Source organism: Streptomyces sp. NPDC001728 (assembly GCF_040297565.1).
Lineage (GTDB): Bacteria > Actinomycetota > Actinomycetes > Streptomycetales > Streptomycetaceae > Streptomyces.
The window spans coordinates 360,968-379,070 of the sequence record NZ_JBEOZK010000004.1 but is presented as its reverse complement, the minus strand read 5'-3'; the positions used below and the strand labels follow the sequence as shown (position 1 = coordinate 379,070).

Below are 18,103 nucleotides of genomic sequence, written 5' to 3'. Positions count from 1 at the left end.
GCCCGGGACGGTATCTATGGGACGCGTCTCACCGCAAAGCACAAACGCCCAGCTCGCGGCCGCACAGACGTGGAAAGAGACGCGGCAGTTCTGCCCACAGAAGGGCCGGCGAAGACGCCGACGACGCGCTCGCGGTCGCCCTCGCAGGGGCGCAGGAGCCAGCGGCCCGGCCAGGGCGCGGCAATCTCGTCCAGCTCGGCGAGGACATCCGCGGGGATCTCGGCGCCGAAGTCGAGCGCGAGGTCGGCGAGGCACACGGGGCAGGTGCGCTCCTCGAACCAGTCGACACAGGTCACGTAGCTGTGCCAGTCAGTGAAGCCGCAGCGGGCGGTGGTGTCGCCATGGTCGGGCAGCAGGTGCACCAAGCCCTGGACGATGGTGCTGATGCGGCGGGTGGAGCATCTGGCTCGGCGGAGGATTCGCCAGGACTTCAGCAGGGCGAAGGCGCGTTCGCCGGGTGCCCGGAGTCGGGCGTGGTCGCGGTTGAATTGCTGGTAGTGCTCGGGTTGTTCGCGGTGGCGATGGTAGGGGGTGCGGACGGTGGCGCCGGCACCTTGGTAGGCGCGGTCCGCGAGTACGAGGATCTGCCGGGTGAGACAGGCCTGGACGATGCCGTGGGCACGCGCGGCGGTGAGGTCGTGGGTGCGGCCCGGTATGGCCCGGGAGAACCAGAGCGGTGTGCCGTCCGGCCGGGCGATGACCTGGACGTTCATGCCGTGCTGCTTGTGCTTTTGGGAGTAATACGGCTCGTCCGCCGCGATGCGGTCGGTGGGGATCAGGGTGCCGTCGACGATGACGAAGTCGCCCTCGCCCAGCCCGGTCAGGGCCTCATGCAGGCCCGGCGCCCACGCTGCGAGAACATCCAGGGTCTCGTCGACGTAGCGCCAGGCCGTCGCGGTCGAGACACCGAAGCCTGCCGCGAGCTGGGCGAACGTCTCGTTCTTCCGGAGGTGGGCCACAACGAGCAGTGCCTGCTTGAAGCAACCGAGCCGCCTCCACGGCGAGTTCAGTTCACGCCTTCGGGCGTAGATCAGCCAGGAGACATGCTCGACCAGCTCGTACGGGACGTCGAGCATCGAAGGATACGGAACCAACAGGGCCCCTCGGTCGCCGGTGTGATGAGTGAGCTCTTTCAGAGTGGCCACTGATCGGGTGACGGGCTTGGGTCCGCAACGCACGAGGCTCCCGTGCCGTTGAGAGAGGTGTTCGACGTCTCAACTCATCAGCTCAGGAGCCTCGTTGGTTCCATATCCTGCCGCACTCGACCTGCCTCACGCCCTGGTCGAGTGGGTAACCATGCTCATCGTCACCCGGGAGGGTGACCGCCGCTGCAAGCTCCCGCCTCACCAGCGAGCCCTCGTCGGCCTGGTCTACCTCCGCAGGCACGACACCCTCACGCAGATTGCCGCAGGCTTCGGCATATCCGTCGGCACCGCCCACGCCTATGTCACCGCCGCCGTCGACCACCTGTCCCGCCGAGCACCCGGACTGCTGCGGATCCTGCGGGAGACCGATCCCGAGTACGTCCTGCTCGACGGCACGCTCGCAGAGTGCGACCGCGTAGGTGACAGCCGGGCCGACTTCTCCCAGAAGCATCGCCGCCACGGGGTGAACGTGCAGGTCGTAGCCGATCCCTCGGGAAAGCTGCTGTGGATCTCACCCGCGCTGCCCGGCCGCACCCACGACCTGACCGCGGCCCGTACCCACCACATCATCCGGATCTGCGAACGCCAGGGCGTTCCCGTCCTCGCCGACCGCGCCTACATCGGAGCCGGCCCCTGGGTGACCACACCGCTCAGACGCCCGCCCCTCGGAGAACTCTCCCCCACCCAGCGGACGGTCAACCGAGCCCTGTCGGCAGCGCGGGCGCCTGTCGAACGAAGCATCGCGAGACTGAAGTCCTGGCGGATCTTCCGCCGGGCCCGGTGCAGCCCGAACCGCCTCACGTCAATCGCCGCCGCCATCCTCACCCTGGAGAGGCAGCGCTGAAAAGGCTCAGTGAACCCAATAAGTTTCTGATCAATAGGTCAGTCGCCAGCTGGGCGGAGGAAGTCGGCGCCGACCGAGCGGGCCGTTTCCTCGACCGCTTCTTGGTTCTTGTCCGCAGCCGTGAACAGGACCATGCCGAGGCTTCCCTTGTCGGCCCACACGCACATCGCCCGCAGCGTGCCGGTGGCCACCTCGGTGTACCGCAGACACCGCATCCAGCCCCCGTACGGGCAGGCCCCAGCAGGCCAGGTGTCGTGGACGAAGCCGACACCCGCCGTGTCCTCAGGCACGAGTCCGTTGCCGTCGTACACATAGGACTCCCGCATCTGGTGGAAGTCTCCGGTCGTGACGGCCACCAGGTACTCGGCGGCGGCGTCCGCAGGGGCGTCCTCGGCGACGTACACCCGAGCCGTCGATCCCTTCGGGTCACGGTCGAGCACAGTGCCGAAGGGGTCGAGCTCCTCCCGCAGGTCGAAGCCTTTCAGGCCTCGGAAGGTGTCGTGGGCGACGAGGCCGTAGCGGGGATAGGCGAGGGAGGAGACGTCTGCCGTGACGCCGACAGCCAGCGGGAGCGCGAGTCCGGCTCCGGCGAAGTGACGCGCGGCACGGGCTGAAGCTCCGGCGGCCCGAACCCTTCGCCCCTACTCCTGCTTCGTCACCGGGTGCGGGCTCGGCCACGGCTGCGGCCATCCGCTCGGCAGCCCGCTCACGGGCGGCCCGTAGCAGCCCGAGCAGCAGTCCCACTCCTGTCGCCACGCCGTAGGGCACCACCGGCAGGACGGTGATGCGCAGGGCGATCAGCGAGGCGACGACCGCGCCGACTGCGAAGCGGTACTCGAGGCCGCGGCGCAGCACGCGCGACCAGGTCCGGCCGGAGGCGGCGAGAGCTCTGGTCGTCTCGGCAAGCACGGTGAGCCGCCGATCGTGCGGGGTTCCTGGCGCTCGGGGAAACGGAGGTCCCCGCAGCCTCGACCTCCAGCAGCGTCGGAGAGTCCGGAGCGATTTCTCGCAGACGGGCGAGGAGCACCGGGCCCCGCGCATGCCGCCCCGGTCGGTCCAGCGCATCGGTGCGGGCGCAGAGTTCCGCGTGCCCGGCAATCAGGCCTATGTCGTCCGGGACGTCGTCCAGGCCCTCGCGGAGGACCCGCTCGGCGTCGTCGTCGTGGTCATCGTCGTCCTCGGCCATGTGGGCGCGGGCGAGCGCGAGGAGCAGGTCGGCGTCGGGCCCGTCCGCGTCAAGCGCACCCCGCACCACGGCCCGCGCGTCGGCAGGACGACCGGCGGCGACAAGTGCGGCCGGTCAGCGGCCCCGATCGGCTGCCGCTCGATCCGAGGCAACTTCCTGAGCCGCCCAGGCGACCTCAGCTGATGCTCGGCGTGTATCCAGCACGCCCTCCGTTCGTCGAGAGACGGTCCAGTCAGGGCCGAACCGTGCGTCAACTCGACAACCCTCGGTTCGTTCCTTCGGGTGGCGTGTGGGCGCCAGAGGGCGGTGTCATCCGGTCAGTGCGGGAGGTGTGCGCGTGGGCGGTGGTTCAGGGGTGGTCGGCGGGGTCCCTGGAGGTGGGGCCGCCGAGGGCGGTAAGGCTGTAACTCGTGGTGTTCGTGCGGGTAAACCCGCCGGTCGGTGGTGGCCGGGACCCCTCCGGCGCGGCTGTACCCGGTGCCGCGGGTGCGCTGAGCTACCGAGCGTTCCGGCCCCTTGCCCCGCGATCGAGGCTGGTGGGGTCCATCGCGTACCGTCGACCGATCGGAGACGTCACCATGAGCACACCTCCTTCCGTTCCGCTCCGGGTCGCCCTCGTCAACGGAAGTTTCGAGCAGCCGTCCGTCACCGACATGGCCTTCCTGCCGGACGCCTCCCAGACCCAGGCTCCGCGGCACGTCCCGGGCTGGCTCACCACCGCCACCGACCACATGGTCGAGGTGTGGCACTCCGGCTTCAACGGCGTCCCCTCCGCTGAGGGCGAGCAGTTCGCCGAGCTCAACGCCAACCAGGTCTCCACCCTCTACCAGGACCTGCCGACCACCCCCGGCACCAAGCTGTACTGGCGGCTCTACCACCGCGGCCGGCAAGGGCAGGACACCATGGCCCTGGACATCGGTGCCCCGGGCGGCGTGGTCGAGCAGCGCTCCTTCACCGACGGCAACACCGCATGGGGGTACTACACCGGCACCTACACCGTCCCGGCCGGGCAGACCACCACCCGCTTCGCCTTCCGGTCCGTCTCGGCGGCCGGCGGCAACCGTGGAATCGGCAACTTTCTCGACGGCATCTTCTTCGGCACCGCCCCGTACGTGGTGCTCACCAAGACAGCCGTACCGGCGGGTCCGCTGGACGTCGGCGATGTCGTCACCTACCGGATCACCGCCAGGAACGAGGGAGGCGGGGCCGCCGAGCGGCTCACCCTCACCGATGTCCTGCCGCCGGGGACGACGTACGTGCCCGGTTCCCTGCGGGTCATCGACGGCCCCAACGCGGGCGTCAAGACCGATCGGGACGGTGACGACCAGGCAGCGTACGATCCCGCGGCCAATGCCGTGGTCTTCCGGCTCGGCACCGGAGCCTCCGCCTCCCAGGGCGGCAGTCTCGCCAACACCGCCGCCCTGCCCGAGGGCACCACCGTCGAGTACCGGGTCACCCTCGGTCTACGGACGGCAGGCACCCGGGTGACCAACACCGCCGTCGCCACGTACGAGAACCGGCTCGGTTCCACCCCCGAACCACTGACCTCCACGTCAGACGAAGCCGTGACCCAGGTCCGGCCGGCCGCCGATCTCGACGTGACCAAGGCCGCCGACGCGACCACCGTGACCGTCGGACAGACCGTGACGTACCGTCTGACCGTCCACAACGCCGGCCCCAGCCCCGCGACCGGTGTCACCGTCGCCGACCGCCTCCCGACCGGGCTCGCCTTCCTGTCCGCCGACACCGACACCGGCGCCTACGTCCCCGAGACCGGACAGTGGTCCGTCGGTGAACTGGCCGTCGGCGCCCGCGCCACGCTCACCCTGCGGGCGAAGGCCACCAAGCCCGCCCGCCTCACCAACACGGCCACCGTCACCGCCGCCGAGAAGGACCCCGACCCGACCGACAACACCGACTCCGTCACCATCTGCGTCGAACCCGCACCGGCCTGCTGCGCCCCGTGCGTACCCCGTGGCTGAGTGACTGGCGGCCCGAGTACGGCTGGGCGGGAACTGCGGTGAACGGCTGTGGCCGGCAGCGGCTCGAGTCGCTGCCGCCCTCCAGGCGAGGTGTCCTCCGGAGGCGGGGTTGCGGGGGCTGACGCGCTCAGGGGCGTACGACGGACTCGGAGCCCGCTGGGGGCGGCTGCGGGACGTGCGGCGGCGAGGGCCGACCGGGTGGCCGGCGGGGCGCTCCAGAAACACCCGTCACAGCTCCGGCAGCGCCCAGTCCGGGGACCAGCGCCATGTGGCCCGTGCCTCCGACGCCGCGAACGGGCCCGTCCTGTCGGTGAGCATCGTGAGTGCCTGGGCGCGGGCGGATTCGACGGCCCGGTGCTCGGTGGCGGTGATGACGCCGAGGCGACGCAGGTGGGCGTACTCGTCTTCGTCCTTCCATCGCCAGTCGGTGAGGTCGGGGGTGATGACGAGGTCGACGGCCAGGTCGAAGGTGTCGTACCCCGCTGCCGTCCTGGTGGTGGGGCGCTCGAAGTTGACGTACCAGTTCCGCAACCGCTGCCCTCCTTCGCCGTCGGGGAGGTAGAAGGCGTTGATGCTGAACCAGGCGGTCGGGGGCTTCCACAACAGCAGGACGGTCTCCTGCCACACCGCGTCCGCGAGGTCCCACCGGCCCGTCGCGAGCGCGTCGATCGCCGTCCGCCGTACGACCGGGTCGTCTCCGGCCTGTTGGGCTTTCACATACAGGTCGGCCCAGCGGACCTGCGTGCCCGGAGCGCACGCGGTCACCAGTGCTTCGCCGGTGTCGGAGATCACGCGCAGCGCGTGCTCGCTCCATACCTTGCCGTGGCGGTGCACGTCCCTTCGTACGATCGAATCTCCTGCTTCGAAACGGCGCATCCTCGTCCCCTCCCCGCGAGACCGACCCCGTGGGCGCTCTCGGGCGTCGGCTTCGGCGTCCGGAAGCCCTCGCTCGGCATCGCGGCTGCCCTCTTCGCTTCGTACTGGCGTTGCCCGTACTTCTGCCCCGCGGAGGCCTGCGCCATCCGGTCGTCGGCCGTGGTCGCCGGAACGCCAGTGAGTCCGTGACGACACGGGCCTCATGTGTGGTCCGGCGGTTAGGTTGTTGATCCGGAGTCGAGTCGATCGGAGAACTGTGTGAGTGTCCGACTGTCCGTGGGGGCGACCCGCGCCCTGCCCGCCCTCGTACTGCGGCCCTGGGATGTCGAGGACGCCGGCGCTCTTGTGGCCGCTCATCGGGATTCCGACCTGCGTCGTTGGCTGACGACCCAGCTCAGTGGCGAGGTTGACGCCCGTCGGTGGATCGATGGCCAGCGGCAGGGGTGGGCCGACGGATCCCGGTTCGGTTTCGCCGTGCTGGAGGACCGCGGTGAGGGGTTGGGTGCGGCCGTCGGCCATGTGTCCGTGACGCTTCGGGAGGAGGGCTCCGCCGAGGTGGGCTACTGGGCAGCCGCCGAGGTCCGGGGACGGGGGCTTGCCTCCCGGGCCCTGGAGGCGGCCGTGGAGTGGATCTTCGCAGAGGAGCTACCCGTGCCGGTGGTGCGGCTGGATCTGTTCCATGCGGTGGGCAACGAGGCGTCCTGCCGGGTGGCCGAGCGGTGCGGCTTCGGGTTCGAAGCCGTTCTGCCTGCCCAGCCGCCCACGTTTCCGACCGAGGGTCATCTGCACGTCCGCCGCAAGCCGGCCCGGTTCTGAGAAACATGTCCGTTTCCTCAGGTGTCGCCGCCGTTCGTCAGCGGGTCCACTCCTTGAGGATCGCCGCCACCTTCCGGACGTCGACCCGGCCTTCCGCCACCCGCTCGACCAGGTCGATGGCCTCGTCGGACGTGACGCTGACCGGTTGCCCGCAGGCATGGAGGTAGGCCGCGGCCACGACCACGCCGTACAGCTCGTTCGAGTGCTCCAGGGCCGGGACGCGTACGAACTGTTCCAGGAGCGCCGCCGCGCGGTGGTGGGGGTGTTCGTACACGGGGATGTCCATCACGCGGAAGGCGTGGCGGGCGCGGGCGGCTTCGAGTGCTCCCCAGTCGGAGATCTCCGGGTCGCCGGGGATCTCCTGCTGGGCGATGTCGAGCAGCCAGGACAGATCTATCTGGAGCAGCACGCTTCGGCCGGGATCAGGCGGCGTCGGCGTCGGCGGGGCGGCCGTACCGCTTGGCGAAGGCCTGGCCGTGCTGGGTGACGAAGGTACGGGCGCCTTCGACGAACCGGGTGCGGGTCAGATCGGCGTCCAGCACGCTGCCCGCGTAGTCCTCGGCGGGCACGTGCTTCTCCGCTGCGGCGCGCTCCAGTGCCTCGTACGCCTCGTCGCTGATCTCGATGCGGATTTCTCGTGCCATGGGGCCACGGTAGCGGCTTGTCGCCGGGCGCGGCAGGGGGTGGGAGACGGCGTGGGGAGGTGGCGGGGCGGGTGGGAGCAGGGAGGCGAATGCGGGTTCCCTCTGTGGTTCTCTTCCGCTGTCATCCTGGTGGGGCTCCGCTGGAGGTCATTCCTCTTCGTCTTCGAGGCCCTCGACGTCGACGGGCTGTGTTCCGTCGAAGGTCACCAGGAGCCCGTGGGGGTCCGCCAGGGCGAACCGGCTCTCGGCGAAACGGATGGCCCAGCTACGGTCGGCCCACACCGTTGCTTCCGGCACTGCCATGGGGAGTTCCGGAAGTTCCAGCCAGGTCAGTTCCTCGGCCGTGAGGTGGAATCGTGGTTCCCGGAGGCGGATGCGGCAGTACTCCAGGGCCTGGTCCACGAAGGCGTCGAAACGGTTCACCACGTCGCGCGCCAGCCGGAGGGTGGATTCTTCCGGAAGGGCGGCCGGCTCGGTCACCACGCTCATTCCGGCCCGGTCCGTGCCCGCCGGCCTTGGCAGGTAGCCGGTCCAGCAGGCCAGCGACGGTGGGCTCTCCGTACGGCTCAGGGCAAGCCCCGCGATGTGCAAGGTCGCGGGCAACTCCGCATCAGCGCCTGGCCTTTCGGCACCTGAGCCGCTCGGGTTTACGCCGATCTCGGTCATCTTCTGTCATCCGTCCAGGTGCGCGAGAAGGCGGTCCAGTGGGCGTGGGACCTCTTCGAGGGCCAGGTCCTCGATGAGAGATCGTGCGTACTGGCTCTTTCGGCCGCTGATCGTACCCATGAAGCGCCGTAGTTGCTGTTCGACGGTGCGTTCCCGCTGGGCGGGCTGTTTCTGGAAGATGCCCCAGGCCCGCAGATCGCCCTGCGCCTCGACCACCTGTTGTACGCGGGCGGCGCCGAGGGAGCGGATCAGTTCCTCCTCCAGGTCGGCGACGCAGACGTAGAAGCCGAGCGGTTCCATCTCGGCGCGCGTGAGGTCGTGGCCGAGGCCCGTTCGTTCCAGGGCTCGTGAGAAGTGGCTCTCCTCTCCGGCGTCGCACAGGCCGGCCAGTCCCATGTCGAGCCCCTGCGGTCCGAGCAGGTTCAGGAATCTGCCGATGTTCGTCACGCCTCCGAGCGGGATGACGGCGATCCCCTCCGTGTCGAACGCGCGGCCGTGCCCTGCGGCCAGGGCTTCGAAGGCGACCTGGTCGCTGACTCCCTCCACCAGCACGGCCGTACGAAGGCCCGCTTCAACGGTCAGTTCTCGTGCGGCCACGGCGGCTTCCGGAGCCCTCGAACCGCCTGCCGCCCATTCGATCACCGCCTGACGGAACCGTGTTGTCGCATCCACGGTCCTGAGTCTGTCAGTTGTGGGCGGGAAGATCGAAGTGAGTTTCCCCTGCTTCTCCGAGGGCGCCGCTCCTCGTCGGCCGCCCTGCTGGGTGTACGGCCGCCTTCGGGTGATGCCGCTGATCCGCGGGTGCGCGTCACCGCTCTCCTCGAACCCCAGCCGATCAGCATCCTCGGCATGGCCCCGCGCCGCGAGGTCGACGAGGATTCCCTGCGGGCCGCCGGGTTCAGTGACGTGGAGTGGGTTCCGCTCCAGGTGTCCGACGCCGGCGTCCGTGAGTTCGGCGAGGACTTCTGGGCGGACGTTCTCGCGAGCCCGCCGCTGGAGATGCTGCGCTGCCGCGCCTGAGTGCTCCACGCGGTACGGACGCGTGCGTCCTGCGGCGAGCAACCCCGTGGGAGATCGGGGCGTCCTCATGATCGAAGTACGCCACGGGGGCGGACGCGAAAGGGTCGGAAGATGGAAGACATTGCTGGTTCCGCTGTCGTACGCGTACTGAAGGGTGTCGGCTGGATCACCTTTCACGTCGTCGGCGCCGTGGGGGACGTGATCGCCAACACCGTGCCGTGGAACACGCGGAGCGGGCGTTCCCCCGAGGAGGAGCAGCAGCACGGGCGCGGTGCCTGACAGTGGTGTCGGCGGCGCAGGGGCGGCTCCCGGTGGTTCCGGGGGCCGCCCCTGCGCCGTGTGCGACCGTTCGTCCGTACCCGGGTCAGAGCGTGACCTCGCGGTTGAAGGCGGCGCGCGACCAGAAGTAGCCGAGCAGGGCGATGCCCGTGCACCAGGCCAGGGCGATCCAGCCGGCGTTGCCGATCTCCGTACCGAGGAGCAGACCTCGCAGGGTCTCGTTGATCGGGGTGAAGGGCTGGTACTCGGCGAACCAGCGCAGTGCGGTCGGCATCGATTCGGGGGTGACGACGGCGCTGCCGAGGAAGGGCAGGAAGGTCAGCGGCAGCGGGGCGTTGCTCGCGGCCTCGACGGTCTTGGCACCCATGCCCATCGCGGCGGAGAGCCAGGCCATGCCGAAGGCGAGGAAGAGGAGCAGCGCCAGGGCCGCCACCCACTCGGTCGCCGACGCGTCGGGCCGGAATCCGATGGCGAGCGAGACGCCGGTGACCAGGAGGAGGACCGCGAAGACCTGGATGACGCTGCCGAGGACATGGCCGGTGAGGATGGATCCCCGGGAGATCGACATCGTACGGAAGCGCTTGACGATGCCTTCCGTCATGTCGGTGCAGACGGACACGGCCGTCGCCACGGCACCCGAGGTCGCGGACATCAGGATGATGCCGGGTACGACGTAGTTGATGTAGTCGCCGCGGTCGGTGCCCGCTCCGATGCCGGTGCCGATCGCGCCGCCGAAGACGTACACGAACAGCAGGAGCATCAGGATCGGCATGATGACGATCGAGATCGTCATCGACGGGTAGCGCCGCATGTGCTTGATGTTGCGGCGCAGCATCGTCAGGGAGTCGCGCAGCGCGTACGAGCGGGTGTCCTCGGCGGGCGCGGCCGGGGCGAGGGTGGCGGTGCTCATCGGTTCGACTCCTTCTGGGTGGTGGACTCGGTGGTGGGGGCCGGAACGGTGGGCAGGGCGGGGGTGTTCTGTCGGCCCGTGAGGGCCAGGAAGACGTCGTCGAGGTCCGGGGTGTGCACCGTCAGGGATTCGGCCTGCGCGCCCGTGGTGTCGAGCACGTCGATGACCGAGCGGAGGTTGGCGAGGGAGCCGTCACTGGGAATCTGCAGGGTGAGCGACTCGTCGTCGCGGGTGGCGACGCCGAAGATCGAGGCCGCCGTGTCGAAGTGCGCCTCGTCGGTGAACTGGACCCGGACGTGCCCGCCCGGGATCAGGCGCTTCAACTCCCGCGCTGTGCCCTCCGCCACGAACGTGCCGCGGTCGAGCACCGCGATGTGGTCGGCCAGGTGGTCGGCCTCATCGAGGTACTGGGTGGTGAGGAAGATGGTCACGCCCTGATCCGTGACCAGGTCGCGGATGAGTTCCCACATCACGCGACGGCTGCGCGGGTCGAGGCCGGTGGTCGGCTCGTCGAGGAAGATGATCCGCGGCCGGCCGACCAGCGTCATCGCCAGGTCGAGCTTGCGGCGCATGCCTCCGGAGAAGGTCGCGACGTTCTTGCGGGCCGCTTCGGTCAGCTCGAACCGGTCCAGGAGCTCGGCGGCACGGCGCCGGCCCTCGGCGCGGCTCAGGTGGTGCAGGTCGGCCATGAGGAACAGGTTCTCCTCGGCGGTCAGCAGGCCGTCGACCGCGGCGAACTGTCCGGTCACGCCGATCTGGCGCCGTACCGCGGCGGCGGCGGAGGTCACATCGTGACCGACGATGCGTGCCTCGCCCGAGTCCGCCTTGATCAGTGTGGAGAGAATCTCCACCGTGGTGGTCTTGCCCGCCCCGTTCGGGCCGAGCAGCGCGAAGATCGTGCCCTCGGGAATCCGGAGGTCGATGCCGTCGAGCACCACCTTGTCGCCGTACGACTTGCGCAGACCGAGCGCGGAGATCGCGGCGGCGCGGGTGGCGGTGGCCGCTGTGGTCGCGGAGTTCATGGGAGCGGTCCCTTCTGTTCCGAGGTTCTGGGGTCTGGAGGTTCGCGGGTTCTGGGGTGGGGCTGAGGTGGGAGCTTTCGGGGCCCCAGGCGCGCGTGCGAGTGGGTACGGGTGCGTGCCGCCGGTGGTCGGCGTGGAGGTTGCGCAGGATCTGCGGGCGGGAGGAGCGCCGGCGTATCTCGGGGTGTGCGTCGGTCGTGGCGCCGTATCGGGACTGCGGAGCACGTCTGCCGCTACGGAGCGTGGCACGCTTGGCGCCACCGGGCGCGTTCATGGCGCCATTCACTCAGAGGTGTGCCCGAGGGGTCGGGAAGGCTTCCCGCAGGGCGCTTTCGGTGGCGCCTCTCCGGCCGCCGCGAAGGCGGACCGGGCCGCTCGAAGGGGGCGCCGTCGGCGGCGAGGGCCGGGACGGCGCGGCGACGGTGGAGGGTGCTGCTGGTGATGGCGGAGGGTGGGGACAGCGGTGGAGATCGCCGTCCCGCCGGGGCGGGCGACGGAGGCCCGCCCGTGCCCGTCGCATGTCGGTCTTGCTCGGACTTTCGGACTATCGGGCTCTGCGAGGGTCAGGATCGGCGGATCACGATGTCGCCCACGTTCGTGCGGCCCCGGACCTCGACGGTCTCGTCCGACTCCCCCGGGCCCTGTGCCACTCCCAGTTCGTTGCGGACCCGTCCCGCCTTGGACCGGACGTCGAGCCAGGCCGCCGTGCCCTCGGCGATGCCGACCTCCAGGACTCCCGCGGAGGTCTCCAGGGTGATCTGCCCCCGCACCACCTCGTCGAGGCGGATGGAGCCGCTCGCCGTCTTGGCGGTGACCGAGTTCGCGGCGCGGACGACGCTGATGGAGCCGTTGGAGGAGTTCACGCGCAGCTCGCCGCCGGTCTCCCCGATCATGGTCTCGCCGTTGAGGTTCCTGACCTTCGCGTCGCCGCCGATCCGGCCTGCCCGTACCCGGCCCGAGCCGTGGATGTCGGCGCCGCCGGTCACCAGGTCCACCTGGATGTCGCCGTGCGGCGTCTTCAGCCGTACGGTCTCGGCCTCCTCCAGCCGGATGTCCCCGGTGGAGGTGGTCAGGCGGCAGTTGCCGAAGCGCCCCTCGGCGACGATGTCGCCCATCCCCGTACTCCCGGTGACGTCGGAGCCCGCGGGCAGCTCGACGGTCACGTCGATCACGCCGTACTTGCCGAACGGCGAACGCTTCTTCGGGCCCTTGACGACGAGTTCGCCGCCCACGCAGCTGACCTTGGTCTCTTCCGCGACCTGCATGTCGTGGGTGTTGCCGGGCTCGCTCGGCGCCACCTCGACCACGGTGTCGGTTCGCTTGCCCGCGATGATCCGGATTCGCCCGACCTCGATCTCTACGGTGGCGGAGAGGGGCTCGGGGGTGTCGAAAGTAGGCATGACTCTGCCGTCCCTTGGGTGAGTGGAGGTACGTGCGGTGGGTGGGAGTGCGGGCGGGTGCGGTGGTGCGGGGTGTGCGCGTGTCCGGTGGTGCGGGCCCCGGCCGTGGTTCCTGGTTGTGGCTAGCGGACCCAGCCGGTGAAGCCCTGCCCGACCGCCGAGCCCGCCTGGCCCCGTCGGCCGCGGTCCGCCGCGGGTTCGAGGGCGGCGGCGACGGCCCGTACCAACCAGGCGTTGACCGACAGGCCCTCGCGGCTCGCGGCCTCCTCCACGCGGAGCTTGAGCTGGGCCGGCGGCCGGAAGTTGATGCGTGCGGTGGCACCCTCCTCGGCCTCCGCGACAGCCGTCGCCGGGAGCGCCTGGGGTACCGGGGCCTGGGTGGTGGCGACCGCCCCGAAGGAGTCCGCCGCAGGCGGTGCGGTCACCACGAACTCGGGGTCCAGACCGCGCAGCCGCAGGTCGACCGAGCCGGGTGCCAGGTCCCGCGTCACCTCGCCCATCGCGTCGGACAGCGCGCTGAGCAGCGTCAGGCGGGCGGCTGATTCGAGCGGGCCGGTGAGGCGATCGGCCAGGGCGCGGGCTTCGTCCCCGCCCGCTTCGGCGGCAACGCCCAGCTCATGACGAAGGCGGTCGACATACGGAGTGAGGTCCATGAAGCAAGAATGGCACCATAATGGCGCCACCGCAACCCCCATGGCGCCATCTTGTGCCACGGGCGCGCCAGTGTGCGCCATCCCGGTGGCGCCGGTGCCAGCTCAGCCCATCCGGGTCGTGGCGTACGGCGGAAGCTGCCGCAGCGGCAACTTCAAGCCCCGAGCTCATCGGCTCCTCACCGGTGTCGGGCGCCGCCGGAGCAGGTAGGTCGCCGCGGCGGCGACCAGGGCCAGCATGCAGGCGATGAAGATCAGGCCCGCGTCTTCCAGGCCCATGGGGTCGGCCAGGAGACCGACTCCGATGACCGGGATCGAGATGCCCGCGTACGCCACCACGAAAAGGGCCGAGATCACCGCGGCGCGGCGGTCCGGCGGAGCCGCCGCCGCGACGGAGGTCAGTGCCGCACGGAAGGCCAGGCCCTGGCCCGCGCCGCCGATGGCGGCGGCGAGGACGACGAACACCAGGAGGTCGGTGTACAGCGCCGCCCCGAGGAACGCAAGGCCGACGAAGAGAACCGCGCAGCCCAGCGAGAGGGCCCGCTCGACGCCGACGCGGCCGACGGCCAGTTGCCCCGCGACGGAGGCGAAGAAGGCCAGGGCGACGATCACGCCGCTCACCGCGTGGTTGTCGACGTGGAGGTAGCGGGCGAGGAACGCGGGGCTGACGGAGGTGAACACCCCGAAGAGCGCGAACCCCACGAAGGACGCGATCGCCGCCGGGACGAACACCTTCCTGACCTGGGCCGGCAGGGCGGGGAGCTGCGACCGTACGGCTGTCATCGGCCGGCGCTCCCGGACGGTCTCGGGCAGGTACAGCAGGACCGCGGCGGAGAGGAGTACGAGGCCGAGATGGACGGCGAACGGGAGCACCAGGGGCTCGGGGGCGTACTCCGCGAGCAGTCCGGCGAGGAGGGGGCCGCATCCGAGGCCGCCCATGTTGGCGGCCGTCGCCACGAAGGTCGCCCGACTCCCGCCGCCGCGCGGGGCGAGCTCCATCACGTACGCGGTGGCTGCGCCGGTGAACAGGCCGACCGACACGCCCGAGAGCAGCCGTCCGCCGTACAGCCAGCCCACTCCGTCCGCCGAGAGGAAGCAGACGGCGCTGGCGGCGGAGAAGCCCAGGCCCCAGAGCAGGGTCGGCCGTCTGCCGATGGTGTCCGAGGCGTTGCCCGCGAGGAGCAGGACGGCGATGACCCCGAAGGCGTACACCGCGTAGACCACGGTCACGGTCAGCTCGGAGAACCCGAACTTCTCCTGATAGAGCGGGTAGAGCGGGGTCGGCAACGTGGTGCCGATCATGCATACGACGAACACGGCCCCGGCCAGCAGACAGCGGAGCCAGCCCTGACGTTCACCATCCATGCCGCCGACCGTATCCCCGCAGGCGTCCGCCCTCGCGGAGCGAATTGCAGGGCGGGCAAAGCGTGACTTTCCGGACATTCCTAGAGGATGTCCGGCGTGCTCGCGCGTACGACGGCCTCCGCCGGGAGGAGCAGGCCCTGCGCCGGGGTTTCGGCCGGGTTCTCGACGGCGGTGATGAGCCGGTCGACGAGCGCGTCGGCGATCGTGGCCAGGGGCAGCCGCACGGTGGTCAGGGCGGGTTGCAGGAGGGTGCCGAGCGGGAGGTCGTTGAAGCCGGTGACGGCGATGTCGGAGCCGACGCCGAGGCCCGCCGAGCGGACGGCCTGATAGGCGGTCAGGGCGAGCCAGTCGCCCGCGCAGACCAGAGCGGTGGGGCGGTCGGGCCCCGCCAGCAGGCGCTGGACCGCTCGGGCGAGGGCTGTCGGTTCGTCGTCGGGGACGCTGACCTCGAAGCCGCCGTCGGGCGCCGCCGCCACGGCCTGGAGGAAGCCCGCCCGGCGGTCGGCGAGCCAGGGCAGGGAGGCCGCGGAGTTCACGTAGCAGATCCTGCGGTGCCCCTGCTCGACCAGCCGGTCGACGAGGTCGGCGGTGGCGGCGGCGGAGTCGATGTCCACCCAGTTCTGTGGGCGGCCGGGGGCGGTGCGGCCGAAGACGGCGAACGGGAAGCCCGCCTCGGCGAGCACGTCGACGCGCGGGTCGTCGTGGACGACGTCGGAGAGGACGAACCCGTCGATCTGGCGGGCGGCGATCAGTCCGTTGAAGGAGCGGGCGACCGCCTGGGCGCCCTGCCGGGGGTCGCAGCGGAACAGCAGGATGCGATGGCCGACCGCGTCGGCCGCCGTGACCAGCGCCTGGAGGAAGCCGCCCATCAGGGGGTTGGGGTCGGCCGGGTTGTCGGCGGGGGCGGGGTAGCCGAAGACCTTGCGGGTTCCGGTGCGCAGGCTGCGGGCCGACTGGTCGGGCTGGTATCCCAGCTCCTCGATCGCGGCGGTGACCCGGGCGAGGGTCGTGTCGCGCAGCCGGTGGGGGGCGTTGAGGGCGTTCGAGACGGTCTGGCGGGAGACCCCGGCCGTGCGTGCGACGTCCTCGATGGTCACCTGTCGAGCGGTCATCGTTCCTCTGGGGCGGTGGTCGGCGGGCTGGGGGCGGTGACCACCCCCAGCCCCCGGTCGTCAGTGCTCGCGGGTCAGGGTGAGCAGGCCACCGGTCGGCACGGTCACCGGGTTCACTCCGGCGACGAGGTCGAGCACGGTCTCGGACAGGATCTCACCACGGCAGTCCTGGACGCGGGCGAGGGCCCTTTCCGGGCGGCGGGCGGCGAGGAGTACGACGGGGTCGCTGTCCGCGTTGGCTACGAGCAGGGTCCACCGCCGTCGTCGGCCGGTGTTGTCGGCGTCGCTTTCGGGGGGCTGGTCGCCGTCGGCGTTCCCGTCCCGGTCGGCTCCGGCCAAGTCGCTTGCGTCCCGGTCGCTTCCGTCCGGGAGGGGTACCGGCAGGGGTGCGTAGCGGGCGACCACCGTGGTGTGTCCGTCGCTCGCCCGCACCTGCGGGTAGCCGAGGTCGGGGCGTGTGGGTGTCAGCTCGCCGAGCTGGAGCACGCCAGCGTGGCCGCGGAAGACTCCGAGCCAGAAGCGCAGGGTCGCGAGCTGCTCCGGGGTCTGGGCCGCCAGGTCGACCGAGATCTGCGGTACGGAGAACAGGGCGTTGACCAGGTGGACGGCGACGGCCTCGGGCCGCTCGGCCGCGTGCCACATGATCATGTCGGCGTGGACCGCGAGTGGTCCCGCGATGAGCCGGCAGTCGAGGGTGCCCTGCCGGTTCTGGGCGGGGCTGAGCGGGCAGTCGACGGTACGGATCATGGTGGCGTACGGCCAGAGGCCGGGGCTGACGTACGGCTGGCGGTGCTCGACGATCACGTCCGGCCTGGTCCGGCGGAGCCGGGCGTCGAGGTCGGCGAGCAGCCGGCTCACTCCCTCGTGGACGGTCGTGTGGTCGGCGCCGGACGGCGCGGGCGGCGGGTCCGCGACGGCGAACTGGTCGATGAAGTCGAGCTTCACGCCGTCCATGTCCCAGTCCTCGACTGCGCGGGAGATCTTGTCGATCAGGTACGCGCGTACCTCGGGGTGGCGGGGGTCGAGGACGGCCGCTTCCAGCTGGGGCACCTCGCGCAGGATCATCCCCTTGAAGCGGTCCCAGGCGTCGTTGTGGCGGCCTATGTACGGCACCGCGTACCAGAGGAGGTAGGCGAGGCCGAGCCGGTGGACCTCGGCGACGTGGGCCGCCGGGTCGGGGAAGGCCTCGGAGTTGGGCTCCCAGTCTCCGCAGTGGCCGTAGCCGCGGGTGCGGTCGGCGGTCTGCCAGCCGTCGTCGACGATGATGCTGTCGCAGCCGAGGTCCGCGGCGAGGGCGGCCTGGCGCTCCACGACGGCGGCATCGAGGTTCTGGTGGAGGCTGTACCAGGTGGAGTAGGCGGGCATGCGGGCGGCCGGGGCGACGCCGGGGTGGGTCGGGGCCGTGGGGTTGGGTCCGCCCGTGGGGTTCGTGTCGTGTGCGGGCCGGTCTTCGCGGCCCGGTCCCCGTGCGTCCTCTCCCCACCAGGTGGTCACGGCCTCCAGTGCTCTCGCGAAGTGGCGGTCGCCGAGGTCGATCCGGAGCCGCAGCGGCGGGCCGTCCGGGGTGAGGTCCTGCTCGACGGTGAAGGCGAACTCGCCGCTCTCCTCCACCACTCCGGCGCCCACGCGTACCGGCGCGGCCGTCTCCCCCGCCGCGGCGGTGCACAGGGACCGGTCGCCGGTGCCGATCAGGGCAGCGACGGGTGCGCCCAGGGCGAGCGAGACGGTCCGGGGGGCGGTCCAGGACGGCGGCAGCCAGCGGGAGGCGTTGGTGGCCGGGGACCAGTAGGCGGTGGCGTCGACGCAGGCGATCCGCCATTCGGCGCGGACCGTGGCCGCGGTCGCCACCGTGACCTCGACGAGCGCGACACCCTCCTCCGGCGTGGTGACGACGGCGTTCGGGCGGTCGCAGCCGAGCACGGTGAGGTGGACGGTGACCGGGGTGCCGGTGGTGTCGGACAGGCCGGTGGCCACGGGGTGGTGGGCGACGGTTTCGGGGGTCTCGTCGGCGGGGGTGTTCGGTCGCCAGGCCGGGACGGGCTGGGAAGGGACGGGCTGCGCCTGGTCGAGCCGGGGCTCGAGAGACTGAGTCGGATCCGTGGGCGCCGGATCCGTGCGCGCCGGATCCGTGCGCGCCGCTCCGGTGGGCGCGCCGGCGGGGTGGCGCGGTGCGGTGGTCACGGGGG

The 18,103-nt window shown here is 71.0% G+C and carries 19 protein-coding genes and 1 pseudogene; 5 read left to right on the top strand and 15 right to left on the bottom strand.

Features of this window, described 5'->3' with window-relative positions:
- Positions 1–350: 350 nt before the first annotated feature.
- A pseudogene (locus ABT154_RS09625) lies at positions 351–1,120 on the bottom strand (transposase family protein); the annotation flags it as partial.
- Positions 1,121–1,239: 119 nt separating this feature from the next.
- Here ABT154_RS09625 and ABT154_RS09620 point away from each other — a divergent pair.
- A complete protein-coding gene (locus tag ABT154_RS09620) occupies positions 1,240–1,989 on the top strand; it encodes a transposase family protein (RefSeq protein WP_351855048.1) in 750 nt (249 codons plus the stop codon).
- Between the two features lie 38 nt (positions 1,990–2,027).
- Here ABT154_RS09620 and ABT154_RS09615 read toward each other — a convergent pair whose 3' ends face one another.
- Together ABT154_RS09615 and ABT154_RS09610 are read right to left on the bottom strand one after the other, a co-directional pair.
- Positions 2,028–2,393, bottom strand: coding sequence for a hypothetical protein (locus ABT154_RS09615; RefSeq protein ID WP_351855046.1), 366 nt, complete (start codon positions 2,391–2,393; stop codon positions 2,028–2,030).
- 302 nt (positions 2,394–2,695) lie between these two features.
- On the bottom strand, positions 2,696–3,241 hold the full coding sequence (locus ABT154_RS09610) for a hypothetical protein (protein ID WP_351855099.1): 546 nt from the start codon (positions 3,239–3,241) through the stop codon (positions 2,696–2,698).
- Positions 3,242–3,753: 512 nt separating this feature from the next.
- On the opposite strand from ABT154_RS09610, the gene ABT154_RS09605 reads away from it, so the two are divergent.
- Complete coding sequence (locus ABT154_RS09605) at positions 3,754–5,157, top strand: CLIPPER-2 domain-containing protein (protein ID WP_351855044.1); 1,404 nt, start codon at positions 3,754–3,756, stop codon at positions 5,155–5,157.
- A gap of 228 nt (positions 5,158–5,385) precedes the next feature.
- Here the strand turns inward: ABT154_RS09605 and ABT154_RS09600 are convergent, their stop codons facing one another.
- The gene (locus ABT154_RS09600; RefSeq protein WP_351855042.1) at positions 5,386–6,033 is read right to left on the bottom strand and encodes a ribonuclease FAU-1 family protein; all 648 of its coding nucleotides are present in this window, start codon (positions 6,031–6,033) and stop codon (positions 5,386–5,388) included.
- A 258-nt stretch (positions 6,034–6,291) separates the two neighbouring features.
- Between ABT154_RS09600 and ABT154_RS09595 the strand changes: the two genes are divergently transcribed.
- The gene (locus ABT154_RS09595) at positions 6,292–6,849 is read left to right on the top strand and encodes a GNAT family N-acetyltransferase (RefSeq protein ID WP_351855040.1); all 558 of its coding nucleotides are present in this window, start codon (positions 6,292–6,294) and stop codon (positions 6,847–6,849) included.
- Positions 6,850–6,886: 37 nt separating this feature from the next.
- Here ABT154_RS09595 and ABT154_RS09590 read toward each other — a convergent pair whose 3' ends face one another.
- The 4 genes from ABT154_RS09590 to ABT154_RS09575 all read right to left on the bottom strand — a co-directional run bounded on the left by ABT154_RS09590 (position 6,887) and on the right by ABT154_RS09575 (position 8,831).
- A complete protein-coding gene (locus tag ABT154_RS09590) occupies positions 6,887–7,258 on the bottom strand; it encodes a fic family toxin-antitoxin system, toxin component (RefSeq protein ID WP_351855038.1) in 372 nt (123 codons plus the stop codon).
- A gap of 13 nt (positions 7,259–7,271) precedes the next feature.
- Complete coding sequence (locus ABT154_RS09585; RefSeq protein ID WP_351855036.1) at positions 7,272–7,493, bottom strand: hypothetical protein; 222 nt, start codon at positions 7,491–7,493, stop codon at positions 7,272–7,274.
- A gap of 147 nt (positions 7,494–7,640) precedes the next feature.
- A complete protein-coding gene (locus tag ABT154_RS09580) occupies positions 7,641–8,159 on the bottom strand; it encodes a hypothetical protein (protein WP_351855034.1) in 519 nt (172 codons plus the stop codon).
- A 6-nt stretch (positions 8,160–8,165) separates the two neighbouring features.
- Positions 8,166–8,831 (bottom strand): ATP-dependent endonuclease, encoded by a 666-nt coding sequence (locus ABT154_RS09575; RefSeq protein ID WP_351855031.1) that lies wholly within the window; start codon positions 8,829–8,831, stop codon positions 8,166–8,168.
- Between the two features lie 129 nt (positions 8,832–8,960).
- Here ABT154_RS09575 and ABT154_RS09570 point away from each other — a divergent pair, with 129 nt between their 5' ends.
- Both ABT154_RS09570 and ABT154_RS09565 read left to right on the top strand, forming a co-directional pair.
- Positions 8,961–9,179: a hypothetical protein gene (locus ABT154_RS09570; RefSeq protein WP_351855028.1), complete on the top strand. Its 219-nt coding sequence runs from the start codon at positions 8,961–8,963 to the stop codon at positions 9,177–9,179.
- A gap of 111 nt (positions 9,180–9,290) precedes the next feature.
- Positions 9,291–9,458: a hypothetical protein gene (locus ABT154_RS09565; protein ID WP_351855025.1), complete on the top strand. Its 168-nt coding sequence runs from the start codon at positions 9,291–9,293 to the stop codon at positions 9,456–9,458.
- 85 nt (positions 9,459–9,543) lie between these two features.
- Here ABT154_RS09565 and ABT154_RS09560 read toward each other — a convergent pair whose 3' ends face one another.
- The 7 genes from ABT154_RS09560 to ABT154_RS09530 all read right to left on the bottom strand — a co-directional run bounded on the left by ABT154_RS09560 (position 9,544) and on the right by ABT154_RS09530 (position 18,098).
- A complete protein-coding gene (locus tag ABT154_RS09560) occupies positions 9,544–10,368 on the bottom strand; it encodes an ABC transporter permease (protein ID WP_351855023.1) in 825 nt (274 codons plus the stop codon).
- Positions 10,365–11,390, bottom strand: a complete 1,026-nt coding sequence (locus ABT154_RS09555) for an ATP-binding cassette domain-containing protein (RefSeq protein ID WP_351855021.1) — start codon at positions 11,388–11,390, stop codon at positions 10,365–10,367. The genes ABT154_RS09560 and ABT154_RS09555 overlap by 4 nt, the downstream gene beginning before the upstream one ends.
- Positions 11,391–11,953: 563 nt before the next feature.
- Positions 11,954–12,790 carry a DUF4097 family beta strand repeat-containing protein gene (locus ABT154_RS09550; RefSeq protein WP_351855018.1) on the bottom strand — a complete coding sequence of 279 codons (837 nt, stop codon included), beginning with the start codon at positions 12,788–12,790 and terminating at the stop codon, positions 11,954–11,956.
- 122 nt (positions 12,791–12,912) lie between these two features.
- Entirely contained in the window at positions 12,913–13,443 is a 531-nt protein-coding gene (locus tag ABT154_RS09545; protein ID WP_351855016.1) for a hypothetical protein, read from the bottom strand.
- 165 nt (positions 13,444–13,608) lie between these two features.
- Positions 13,609–14,805 (bottom strand): MFS transporter, encoded by a 1,197-nt coding sequence (locus tag ABT154_RS09540; protein WP_351855013.1) that lies wholly within the window; start codon positions 14,803–14,805, stop codon positions 13,609–13,611.
- A gap of 80 nt (positions 14,806–14,885) precedes the next feature.
- Complete coding sequence (locus tag ABT154_RS09535; protein WP_351855011.1) at positions 14,886–15,917, bottom strand: LacI family DNA-binding transcriptional regulator; 1,032 nt, start codon at positions 15,915–15,917, stop codon at positions 14,886–14,888.
- Between the two features lie 60 nt (positions 15,918–15,977).
- Complete coding sequence (locus tag ABT154_RS09530) at positions 15,978–18,098, bottom strand: alpha-galactosidase (protein WP_351855008.1); 2,121 nt, start codon at positions 18,096–18,098, stop codon at positions 15,978–15,980.
- Positions 18,099–18,103 lie beyond the last annotated feature (5 nt).